At 40.4% G+C, this 12,774-nt stretch carries 6 protein-coding genes; 5 read left to right on the top strand and 1 reads right to left on the bottom strand.

From position 1 onward, the window contains the following. Positions 1-867, top strand: an 867-nt coding sequence (locus PHV30_10280; protein ID MDD5457401.1) for a DUF475 domain-containing protein, incomplete at its 5' end; no start/stop codon positions are given. 3 nt (positions 868-870) lie between these two features. Here PHV30_10280 and PHV30_10285 read toward each other — a convergent pair. Then, complete coding sequence (locus tag PHV30_10285) at positions 871-4,137, bottom strand: hypothetical protein (GenBank protein ID MDD5457402.1); 3,267 nt, start codon at positions 4,135-4,137, stop codon at positions 871-873. Between the two features lie 237 nt (positions 4,138-4,374). Here PHV30_10285 and PHV30_10290 point away from each other — a divergent pair, with 237 nt between their 5' ends. From PHV30_10290 to PHV30_10305, 4 genes are all read left to right on the top strand, one after another. After that, positions 4,375-6,189, top strand: coding sequence for a hypothetical protein (locus tag PHV30_10290; GenBank protein MDD5457403.1), 1,815 nt, complete (start codon positions 4,375-4,377; stop codon positions 6,187-6,189). Continuing rightward, complete coding sequence (locus PHV30_10295; protein ID MDD5457404.1) at positions 6,179-8,404, top strand: 4-alpha-glucanotransferase; 2,226 nt, start codon at positions 6,179-6,181, stop codon at positions 8,402-8,404. Before PHV30_10290 ends, PHV30_10295 begins: the two co-directional genes overlap by 11 nt. Before the next feature lie 6 nt (positions 8,405-8,410). Next, positions 8,411-11,971 (top strand): hypothetical protein, encoded by a 3,561-nt coding sequence (locus PHV30_10300; protein MDD5457405.1) that lies wholly within the window; start codon positions 8,411-8,413, stop codon positions 11,969-11,971. 165 nt (positions 11,972-12,136) lie between these two features. Further along, positions 12,137-12,774, top strand: a 638-nt coding sequence (locus PHV30_10305) for a hypothetical protein (GenBank protein ID MDD5457406.1), incomplete at its 3' end; no start/stop codon positions are given.

A 12,774-nucleotide genomic window follows, 5' to 3' on the forward strand; every position in this document is an offset into this window, starting at 1 on the left:
GCTGTAGTGAATGCATCTGTTCTGAAAACCATGAGTGCCAAATGGCAAAAAAGGTTCTTAACCTGGGGAATTATTATCGCTGTGTTTGGGATGAGACTTTTATTCCCAATTCTGATTGTAGCAATTACCGCTAATATTTCTCCATTAACAGTATTGCAGATTGTTTTTCAGAACCCGATGGAATATGCCCGCAGACTCTCTGAAGCTCATATTATTATCGCTGCATTCGGTGGCATGTTTTTGTTTATGGTTTTTTTGAATTACTTTCTGGATAAGGAAAAAGATGTTCATTGGGTTAAAGTTGTAGAAAATTACCTGATACTTTTAGGTAAATTTGAGTCTATTCAGGTTGTAATCGCCTTGCTTGTTCTTCTTTTTTTCTCGGAGCTGGCTCCGGCTGCTGCACGTCTGGAAATGTTGTTGAGCGGTGTTCTGGGCATAATTGTGTATGTAATCGTCGGCTCTATTGCCCAGTACATGCAGGAAAAAGAAAGCAAAGCATTGCAACGGTCACTTGCTGGCGGTGGACTGGCTTTATTTTTATATCTGGAAATACTGGATGCTTCTTTTTCTTTTGACGGGGTCATTGTGGCGTTTGCGATTACCAGGGACATAATTTTTATCACAGCCGGTTTGGGTATCGGCGCGATGTTTGTAAGAAGCCTTACTGTAATGCTTGTTCAGAAAAAAACTTTAAGTAAGTACAGATTCCTGGAGCATGGCGCGCATTGGGCTATTGGAGCTTTGGCTGTTATTATGCTGCTGGGTATCAAGTACGATATTCCAGAGCTTCTTACCAGCCTGATCGGCGCTGTTTTTTTGGCTCTGTCCCTGATATCTTCGCTGGGCAAAAAACCAGTAGAGTAAGCCTCATAGCGTTCTGAATTTAATATGCGAAAAAACCAGATTTATATTATACCCGGTTGAGGTAATTTCTTTCTGATTATTTAATACCCTGCACTGAACTTGTCTGAAGCTTATGCCAAGTTCATGCTCCGGATCAATGACCAGGTAATCGTCATTTACCATCCCTTCCCGAAAATTATCTATCCATTCTTGCAGTTCCTGTTCTTTGCGATTTTGCAGATGATATCTGAATATATACTGTTTAATACGGTCCACAGTTGGTGAGGTTAGCTGTGGTTTGCGATATAGCGGTACGTAGATAAAACGCCCGATATTTTCGTATGTGCCTTCTTTAATCCTTTCCTGGACCTGGTCAAGCGTAAGAGGACTGAGCTCATAAATCGGCTTTTCTTCAGAGCCAAGATTTAACCTTTCATAATAGTCAGTATTGGTTAATAAATTTTTTATATCGATCTTATCTTTTATATTTTCAGGTGATTTGAATTTATATATTTTTCTTAATGGTGAATAATGTAGAAAATGATCAGCTATCAGATTCCTGGTACGCGGATTGTACCTGATTAATGTAAATTTGCTGCGGTTGCCGGCTTGGTCTTCTTTAGTTTTCAACTGGGCAGGAAGCAGCGACTCATAAAACATTATATTGAGCAGGGTAATGATTTCATCATCGATCATTTCTGAGGGAATATCCTTAAAAATAAGATTGCCATCCTTGTCCAAGTCAGCATTGAGATGATGTTCGCCGAAATGAAATTCTATGAGACAGTGCTCATTAATTTTTATCAGTTCTATTTTTTGTATGAAATCTTTGAGCAGGGAGTTGCTGTAATTTTCCGGAGTAAAGATCATATCTGTAAGTTGCTTGTGCTCAGACTCCAAAAATTTTTCTTTTACTGCAGCCAGCTTTTTGAAGAGCTCAGCCAAAGCGTTAATGCCTGACGGCTTGGTGCGTGCGCGATAATCCCTGATCAGGATTTGCATAGGCTGTGGAGCATTGTCCTCTTTGGGTTTTTCAGCTTCTGGTGTTTTTTTTGCCACAGGTTTAACAGTACGCATTTGGTCCAGTTCTGTTATTCTTTTTAATACTGCATCAAGTTGCTGCTGGTATTCCACGGTTTTTTTCTCAAATTCAAGTGCGCTGTTTTGCAGATAAGTCAGAAGATTTTCACCTTTAATTATTTCCTTGGTTGATTTTTTATAGTAGAGCGATTTTAAAATAAGCTGTTCGTTTTCTTTCAGGAAATCGTCCAGATAAAGAGCCTTATAGGTAAAATAATCAATGATTTCTTGGAGCAGTTTTTCTTTTTTCTTGAGTGGGATTTTATCGCCGGGACGGTTTTCAATAACGATTTCTATTTTTTCTAAATGATTAAAGAATTGTTTATCAACAGACAGTAATCGTTCCATTTTTGTTTGTGCTTCCGCAACAAGCGGGTCAGTCCCCTCCTGTTCATTAGTTAAACCGGTAGTGGTTCTTTCCGCTTCAATCCCGGAAGCTGCCTGTAAATATTTTTCTCTTAGTTCATTTAGCTGTCTGTCTATATAATTTGGGTCGGAATTATGGAAATATGTTTGATAAAACAGCTGTTCTGCGTCGGACATATTTGCAAACTCCTTATAAGCGCTGATAATTTTACTTAGAATAGACGCTTTTTTCTCCGCTTGAGCATGATAAAGAGTTAGCAGCAAAAAATTATCAGGCCAAAAAGCCAGCAGTTTGTTGAGAACAGGAAGTTTCAAAATTTGTATATCGGTTCTTAGTAACATTACCAGTGCTTGCCAGTACTGTTTGTCAAGATTATTGATTTTTTTAAAGTTTAATAGTCCGGACTGTAATTTTTTCAGCAAAAATTCTTTTTGATCAGGTGCGGCTTTAAAGAAATTAACAATTATCCAGGCAATTTGGCCGGGGTTAGTATTATAATGTCTCAGAAGTTCACGGCAATAAACCAGTGGGAAAATTTTTATTAAATCCTGACTTTCCTTAAGTAAATGAGGATACAGGTTAAAAAAGGAAATTTTATTAAAGAGCGTGTATGGTTCGGGTTTGTTAAATTTGCCGGCAAGTGTAATATAGTCGGTATATTCTTTATTAATGATAACTTCGTTATTATCTAAAGTGAATTCAGGATTGAAGAAATTTATAAGAATAAACAACTCAATAGTGGAAAGCAGCATCCTGCTGCCTGAGTTAATAATTACCTTGTTGCTGATATCCGGGGAATTTTTTTCGTAAACAGAATGCGCCAGCATTTCTTTAGCTGATAATTTTGCGAATTCCAGATAGTCATGCTGCAGTTTTGTCTTCTGCAAAGGTGGCAGCAGGTTCTTATAAAAATTTATATCGGTAATTTCATTTTCAGGGCCGACGACCAGATTTTTAAGAAGTTTTTTCAGTTGGGTATTTAGTGTATCCCATAATTTTTTATCCAGATTGGGTTCCAGCATCAGGTAAAGATAAACAGAGACGATAAATGAATCATTATCCGGAAATTCCTTGTTTATCCATCTTTGTATTTCTTTATACAGTATTGGTTTGATTTTTTTCTGCAGTTCAGCGAAATCTTCCGGGGTTTTATGCAGTAAATAATATTTGAACAATTTTACAATAACCGAGCAATAGTTCACTTTCTGAAATTTGTCAAAGAAACCGGTTAGTTCCTCATCAGTCGACTCTGACAATTTATTAAGAATTACTGATTCATTAAGTTGACCAGTAACGTCCAGATAGGAGAAAATCGGATAAAGCAGGTATTGATTATCCTTGTCAACTCCGGCTTCCAGGATTTCTTTTTCCAGGCGTGTATAAAATTCGCGGGCAAGCGGCTCGATATCTTTTTTGCCATCAAGAAATTGAAGGTTAAAATGACACTCCAGCATATAAAATATAAAAAGAATGTCGGAACTTTCTACATAATTGTAATAGAGTTGCTTGAGCAGACCCAGTGTCTCAGCGGATATCGAACAATGCAGCCAGTTTTTGTTATTCCCGGAATTTATAAGGGTTTCATAATTAATACTGGTTTTTCGTAAAAAACTCAGCAGGCTTTTTTCATTAGCAATATCCTTGAGCAGCGGTTCAACGTTAAAATAATTATAAGTCAGCGTATATCTGGTTATTTCCCCAAAATTACAATAAGCCTGAGCGCAGGCATCCAACTGATCGACGGTAAACCCGGCACGGTCAGCAAAAGTTCTGTTGAGAAGCCTTTGGATATTGAGAATGGCTGTTACTTCAGTAAGCGCCGAAATTTTATTATAAGTTTTCATTATCTGTACCTTTTAATATTTCGGACGTTGTAGTTGTAAATTGCATAAATCAAATTAGAAAATTTACATGAAAAATTCTGAAATTATCATAAAAGTAAAACGATAAATATCCAGTATAAAAATTATTAGCCATTTATTTGGTTGTCATTCCCGCGGACGCGGGAATCCAGAGTTCAGAAAAATACTGGATCCCGGATCAGGTCGGGGATGACACCCATTAGAAGAAAGAGGATTAATATGAACAAGAAACTGATAGCTGTAAGTTCCGTAGCATTGGGAACTGACAGCCTGATTTTGCCTGAAGAAGTAAGCGGAAGCATGAATGCTTTTGGCGGCCGGATAATGAGTTTTACCATACCTTTGCAAAATATTGAGACCGATGATGATCGTCTACGAGCCATAGCGTTGTATATTTCCAGAATGAGCAATTTGATGGTGGAAGACAAAATTGTGCTGGATATGCCACAGGTTTATATCGACAAAATAAATATGCTGCTCGACAAAAAGTCACAAAACAGTGATATCGGCTACAGACTGGAATCAATTAAAGTGGTATCGGCTGAAGCACAACAGATAGGCCCGCGGCATAACGTCGTGAACAGGTTGAACAACAGAGATTTGATAACAAGAACAAATCCGGACGCTGATACCTGCATAGCGCTTTCTTTCGGTTCTACCAATTTTCGTTTTGAATTGGTTAAAGCAGGGAAAGTCCTGGCCAGGCACACTATAGCCGCTCAACTTCCGGAAATTTCCGATGAGGAAGTTAATGCCGCCTTGCAATTCCCTTTTAACGGTGACACACAGCGTATCTTGAACACATTACATTTTATTCGTAATTTACACATAAATTCGCTGGATATTCTGGACCTGAATCAGCGGGGACATCTGGAGCAGATCCAGCTGGCCCGTATTAAAAAAGGGATTTGGGATTTAATAAATTCACAGGGAGGTATTAATAATTTCAAACTCCTGGGTATTGCTTTTTCCAGCGCCGGCCTTATCGACTATGAACAAGGTACGATAAGGGCTTCAAGGATACATGGTTTTGGCTGGGGACTGGAAATAGTGGAATATCTGGAAGAAAAGTTCGGTTTGCCGGTTATTGCTTTGAATGATGTGGACAGCGAAGGCATGGCAGCTGTGCAGGAACAGATAAAAAAAGCAGAAAAACAAGGCCATATTAACCATTACCCATGGACTGTGGCCGATAATATCAGCAATCTCAAAGCCGGGCAGAGCCTGGTTGTAACAGTATACGGAGGCGGCACTGGTATCGGCGGCGTACAGATCGAAGTTAGCAGAAATAATAATGAGCAGTTGACCAGCAAGATACTAACCGGCAGAAAACAGTCAGCCGGAGAACTGGGCCATAATTTAATGGACTTTACCAGCCCTGAAGTTAGAAAAGTCTGGGATGAAACTCGCAAAGAAGCGGATTCATGCGGTATATCTGAAGATTTTTTACAGAAACTTATTCAGGCACGTCAAACACAAGCCTGCCCCTGGTGCGGTAATTTTTTTGATTTGGAGAGCATGGCTTCCGGAGTCGCCGGTGATTTCTTCGCGAAATGGTTATATCAGTATTTACTCGACAATAAATATAACAACCTTTTTATTTTTGATCACTACATAATCAATAATCACAATCTGAAGTCTGAAACCGGCAGACTGGACCCTAAAGTTGCCATTGAAAATGTGAATATCGCCGACTTGCTGGAGGTCATTACGGATATCAGGGAAGCTGACATCATAATTAAATTAATGGTCAGGATGTGGGCAGCCCATATTGCACAGCTTCATAAGGATAGTTTGGGCCTTGAATTTAATGGTGTAAGGCAGGATTGGAATAATTTTATTATTACCCATAAATTATCGGGTGGAACTTATTTCAAATTGCTGCTTATCGAATCATTAAGAGAAGATTATGGCCTCAATTTCAGGGATAATATTTTTATTGAGTTTAATTATAATGTGGATAATCAGGCTTTAGGGGCTGTTCCGGCTTTGCAATCCGCGGTAAAAGAAGCGAGGAAGTTATATGGCCTCTAAAATTATTTCCGTAAATGATAATATTTTCAAGCTGGTTATCCATACTCCTTCACTAGCTCTGGAACAGGAAGGTCTCAGAAATTGTCAACAGCTGGCAGGTACCCATAGCTCTGAAAGCACATTAACACAAAAACTTTTTGCCTCAGCAAATATTAGAAATTTTTCCAATATGCCGATAACCCAGACTCATATTTCTACTGTCAGCCCATTTTCCGGAGCTGCTTTCGGACTAAACCCGGATAGCCTGGATTTGCTGCAGGTTACTGAAATTAAAAATAATGAAATGCTTAAAAATATGGTGCCTTTAAGAAAAATACAACCTGTCTATTATCATGGTTACTCATGTTCAGGTTCAAGACAAGAGGCAACAAATAAGCCGCAGGAAATTCTCCAGGGACCACAGACGATTGATTTTACCAGGCTCAGATATTCACAGAGATTGATAATGAGCGAAGCCTCCCGTATTTTTTTCAGAAATTTGAATGATAAAAAAATTGATGTAGAACGTACTGCTATTTATGAAGATTTTATGAAAAATAATGAGGAGTGGTTAAAATACAATTCCGAACATTTATTTATTCAGGAAGAAATGACCCGTAGAGGTTATGGCCATGATTTTAGAAGTTGGCCTGATGCTTTCCGTAAGATGGATAACCCGGCTGTGGACAGATTTATGATAGATAATGCCGCAGAATATGAGCGTTTTAATGAACAGTATGTTTATACTCAATTTTTATGCCATGAACAGGAATTGATAAAAGCCAAAGCGGCCAGAGCGCTGGGAATAAAAAGGGAAGTTAATTTGGCTTACGGTATCGATCCCTCTGCCAGCGGAGATGTATGGGCATTACAGCGGGATGTTTTTGATCTGCGTTATAATATCGGCTGTTATCTGGAACGTGATAACGGCTACAACGAGCAGAACTGGGGGAATCCTCAGTACCGCAGCGGTTACGCCTTTGAAAGGTTTCTAAAAAAAAGGCTGGAATATCTGGCGCAATATGTGGACAGAATATATCTGGACCACCTTTGCGGTTTTACCAATAAATATAATTTCCCTGCCATGGAAAAACAGGAAGGAACGCTGGATGGCAGGCATCCTGTAAAAGGTTTTTTTGAGCTGCCTTTATATGAAACGGATATTATTAATAATCCTAATTGCCGGTATTCAGCTATGCCCGATAAGGACTGGGTAATCGGACAGATGAAAGATAAAGTCTATGACATGCTTAAACTCATACTGGATGCAGGTCTGGAAGTGGGCGGAGAAACCCTGGGAGACCCCGACAGAATGTATGCTGTAAAGCTGGCCATTATAAAATTGCGCGGGGAAGGGTATGATTTACCTTTGATGCATGTTTCCATAGATGAGCAGCATCAGGCGAATTTCCCCTTTATAAAAAATATTCCGCCACATAGCGAATTATTTACTACCACTCACGATAAACCAACTTTGCCCCAGTTTTTATATAATACGCGGGGAACTGATACCTTGTGGTTTAAACCGCTTTATCTGGCTAACTATCTCACTCAGTTTCTGGGATTCATGGTTTCTCCCAATAAGGTACCTGTAAAACCCGAGCACATGACCCGCGAATTTGGCAGGGAAATCCTGCTGCGTTTTGCCGGATCTACAGCCAAAACACTGACAATTCCTTTGCAGGACATAATGAGCCTGATGTTCCCTGATGAAATTCTGGCCCGTACAGATTTGAACCTTAATGAACCTGGAACATCCTGTGCCACAGACAATTACAAGCAGAATTTCAGCAAGCGTTTCTGGTTTCTGGAAAAATTGACTCGTGACAAAGAGGTTATGGATGTCCTGAGCAGATTGGCGGCCAGACAGGGTAGCGTTATCGACCGGCCAATACCGTTGCAGACTGAAGGAGACTTCTATGCTTACGCAGCTCAAAAGAGCCGTGGAAGTGAAATAATTTATTTTAATAATTCCATGGAAAAGTGGCGACTGTATGAGCATGCGGCCAGATATCCCGCTATTTTGGAAATGCTTATTGCCAATACCAGAGATACAACCCAGGAAGGATTGGTTCGTCTGCCCCAAAGTCTGCATAACCTTTTGTATGATACAGAGAAATATTGTCTTAAAGACCTTGATACCAATGTGGTCTATCAGAGATACGGGAATCTGTTAAAGGAAGGATTGTACATCAAACTGGAAGGCAGACAAGACCATCACTTTGTAGTTTATTAGTTTATTATGAAATATAAATTGCTTTCATTTACAGAGGTTTTATTACAAACAAGATCGGCAAAAAATTTGTATGAGCTTTTCTGGGGTTGCTCCAATCAGTCAAGAGTTATAAGGATCACGGATAGCGACAAAGAAAAACGGGGATTTGCCGAACAGGAAATAAAAGTAAACATGCAGGAATCCACCTTTTTTTGGAGAATGGTTGAGAATCCTTCCTCTGAATTAAACGAAATCCTTACGAGACAACAGGTTTTCAAAACATTGCTGGCAGACCAAATGCAGCTTAAACAGTTGATCAGGGATAAAAACAGGTTCTATGATTTGCGCAAGGCGTTTAAATATTTACTGGACGTCGATTACGAAGAATACGTCGTAAGGCGAGTGGACAAAGAATATCAGCCCAGGCCGCGTATCAGACAGCTTTTTGAGGATTACGCGGTTAGCCTCAACTGGCCTGAAATTGAAATTACCTTCAAGGGAAAAAATAGTTTTGATGATCTGGATACGGTTAGCGGTTTTATGAAAGAGCTGACCGTTATCCCGAAAATGCTGAACAATTTAGCAACAGCACTATTGTTACTGCCTGACAATTTTCTGTCCGGGCATGGCACAGTCCTGACCAAAGCTTTACAGTCCCTTGATTTGCATGAAGCCTTGCAAAAGGCGTTAAACGGTAATTTTACAATGTTTGAGGCGATGAACGATTTACTTCATTCTATTGAAGGTAAAATCCAGGCTTTGGGCGCCATTTTACGCTTGGCCGAAATTGCCTCCGATAGCGGTTACGCATTGGTGACCTTCGATGAAGACTATGCAGAGAATTATATAGGCGCCTGGCAGTTCAAAAAGAAATACGACTCCTGTTCGGATGGAAAATGCGGCAGTCCTAAAAAAAGACAAGTACCGAATGATTCACCCAAAGACAAAGCGATCACAGTGCTTACCGGCGATATCATGTCCGGAAAATCATTTAATTCGGAAACCGATTTTCAGTTGCGCATCCTGGCGCAGTCCACGGGTTTGGTACCGGCAAACAGCGCTAATTTGCATATTTATCATATCCTGGGTTTATTGGGCCGTGGGCTAACTGACGCCGCCAACAATCTCAGCGCTTACGGCAGCGATGTGATGAACTTGCGCGAACTTCTTGATAAGGCGGCAGGTTGTACTGGCAAGGCATTGCTTATTACCGATGAGTGGGGTTCCACCACCGCGCATACCGATCAAAACTGGATTTTGCAAGCCTTTGCAGATTATTGTCGTGAGAGAGCTGTTAAAGTACGGATCGCTACCCATAATGATCTTTTTGTAAAAGCAAATCTGGAAAACGCTGACGTCGGTATTTACCATTTGCAAACGCGGCCCTTAGCTGACGGAAAAGTAGAATTTTTGTATAAACTAGTTCCTGGCATCTCCGAGTCGCATATTTTGGAGATTGCAGAAAATATGGGCTTTAACGAGCGTGTATTGCAGATTGCCCGTGATTATTTACAGGGAAATCTTAAGCCCGCAGAAATTAAGCCGTTAAAAGTAAAACAACTGCATAGGTATAACGACGCTGAGAGGGCTTTGATGAAACAGCAGGCTGTAGGGTTTATGCCTTTTTTCCCGTCTCTGGATGAACTTATTCCGATTGAACGGGAAATTGAGATTTGGGAAAAAGAAACCGGAAGACAAAAAATAAAGGTAACCACGCTTTTTAAAAAACATACTGAGGATATTCAGGAAAGCAGGGATCGCTTGAGAAATTTATATACGCCTGTTCCCAGACCTAAATACCAAAGGCTGTTCTTGAAATTAAGCGATGATGAAGACTTTAAGTATGGCCTGCGCAGGTTAAACGTAAAAGCCTGGGATTTTTTACTGCAAGATTTTTTTTATGAGGCTCCGATTCTGGAGCCGGCGGCTTTGCTGGAAAGACAACGCCTGTTTGCCGAGCTTATAGCCAACGACAGGTATTCGGAATTTTCAACTCTTTTTGATAAGCTCTGGGGACAAATGCGATATTTCTCTCATTTCACAGGAATTGCCGGAGCCTTTGACCGTTTTAACAGCTTTATGCTGGAGAAAACCTATAATCAGATTATGGAAGGACAGGACAAAGACTATTACAGAGAAGAAGTCAGCGATACAGGCATGTTTATGCTGGCTGTTAAACTGAATGTAGATTTGCTTAAACTGCCTGCCGAAAAACTGGATTTGGAAAATGACTTTGCCAAGCTTACCCGAATTCTGGAAATCCATAAGGAACAGGACCGTATGGAACGGGTCCATGATTATAAAGATGAAACCGATAGTAAAGCGTATCGAGAGCAGCGCAGCGCTCTTTACCGGGAAGTATTGAAGTTGGCCAAACTAAAAAGCAAACCCGAGAAATACACTGAGGTCACGAAGCGGGCTATGGGCAAAATTGTATCTCAGTTATACAAGAAATTGAAACCGCTTGTCAAACCTGTGAATTTGTATGATTTGAATACCATAGAACTTAATGAGTTGTTTGCCAAATATAGCCCTGAGTTTGAAAAGGTCTATAACAGCGCTGATTCTTTGTTTAACAAAGCTTTGGTAATGTTCAAGTTTATCAACTTGTTTTTGGATGGCCGTGATTACAGTCAGGAACTGGTTTCTCTAATGAAGAGTTATGACTCTGTCTATTTACATCAACTGGCCAATTATTTTGAACGTTGCTTAAAAGCTTTTTGGGGTGAGTTTAGCAACGGTCTGCAAATCCTGGAACGATTAAAAGAGGATAAAATTAATTATGAGTTGACTGGCAACGCCAACATGAATTTTGACCAGTTGGAAATGGAGATTAAAAAGCTGGATACTCTTTTTGCCTTGGCTAAGTTTTTTAAGGAGGAGGGATTTGCCGAAGTAGAGTTTAATGAAAACGGTGAGCTGAATTTAACAGAACTTTGGAGCCTGCTTTCTCCAAAAGCCGAGCAGGTACACAATTCGTTTGCCTATAATACTCCGGATAAGTCGGAAAGGGTCAAAATTCTTTCCGGATTTAATATGTCAGGAAAGTCCATGGCTGAAAAATCACTGGTCCTGGGTATGCTTTGTGCTCAGGTAACCGGCTTTGCGCCTGCCCGAAAAGCCACGATGCCCATTATGGACGGCGTGGCTATTACAACCAGGGTCAAGGCAAGAACCGATAAAAATCTTAGCGCCGGCGGCACAGAAATAACTTATCGCAAAAAACTGTATGAATTTCTGCAACAACGTGAGCTGGCTTTTGTGGCAGATGATGAAACCTTTTCCACAGTCCCCCCGAAGTATCAGGGTGCGCTGACCTATGGCTTCACAACAGATATTGCCGAACGCGGCCATCTGTTAACTATAGCTCATCATCATCATGAATATGTGGCTGACTTTTTGTCTCTGAACCATAAAATAACAGGGGTCTATAATTTTCATACAGACTTGCGAAACCCGGGGGAAGTTATTTTTACCCATCGTGTTCAAGAAGGCCATCAGCTTTCGCATGCTATCGATGTAGCCGAGAGCCTTGGTTTGCAGCCGGAAATAATTGAGAGGGCCAGAGAAATAGAGCGGGGCAAATAGAACATACATCATTTAGAGTGTAACTCACGCTTCGTCATGCTCAGGGTGACAAAGACAATGGTCATACTGAGCTTGACGAAGTATGACACCATTAAGCTTGTTCTTAGCAAAATCTCTCAGTAATATTTCACTGCATACATAATAGATTTCAGACGATAAATTAATATGAGACTCAAAGTTATTTCCTTCCCTGCATGCATAGCTTTGGCTGAACTGATTAACAGGGCTTTGGACCCGCAGGATTATCCGGTGCGTTGGGGTCCGGATAGCACAATAATATCCAGACGGGCAGCCAGGTATCAGGGCAACATTGATATGCTGACCGCTGAGGATGAAAAGATTAAACAAAATTTGTTGCTGATACACCAGAATTTAAATCATATATCTGAGATAAAGGATTTAAATATTTATCTGGGCCAGTTGGCTGGGCCTGTAGCGGACAACCTCGAGGAAATTATCAGTAAACTGGGAAATTATTATCAGGAGCATAATCCCATTATTATTCCGTTAAGCCCGCAACAACCGGAACTACCCTATGTAGCCGGTATGCTTCTGGGCGATATTCGTCTGGGCCGGTTTGTACAGGATAATTTCGTGAGCAGTATGAAGATAAAGCTGGATACTAAGACTAATTTGCTATTTATTAACAGCGGTTTATCTCCTCTGGAAATCTGCCTGGTAACCATGCATCAAATGCATAGTCCTACAACTTCGGTAAATGGTTTCGAGGATATATTCCGTTATTTTGTTCGGCTGGGTTTAGCCGACTACAAAGCTGAATGTGATTTTGAAACCCTGGTTCT

The sequence above is a fragment of the Candidatus Margulisiibacteriota bacterium genome (assembly GCA_028715625.1).
Classification (GTDB): Bacteria; Margulisbacteria; Riflemargulisbacteria; order GWF2-35-9; family GWF2-35-9; genus JAQURL01.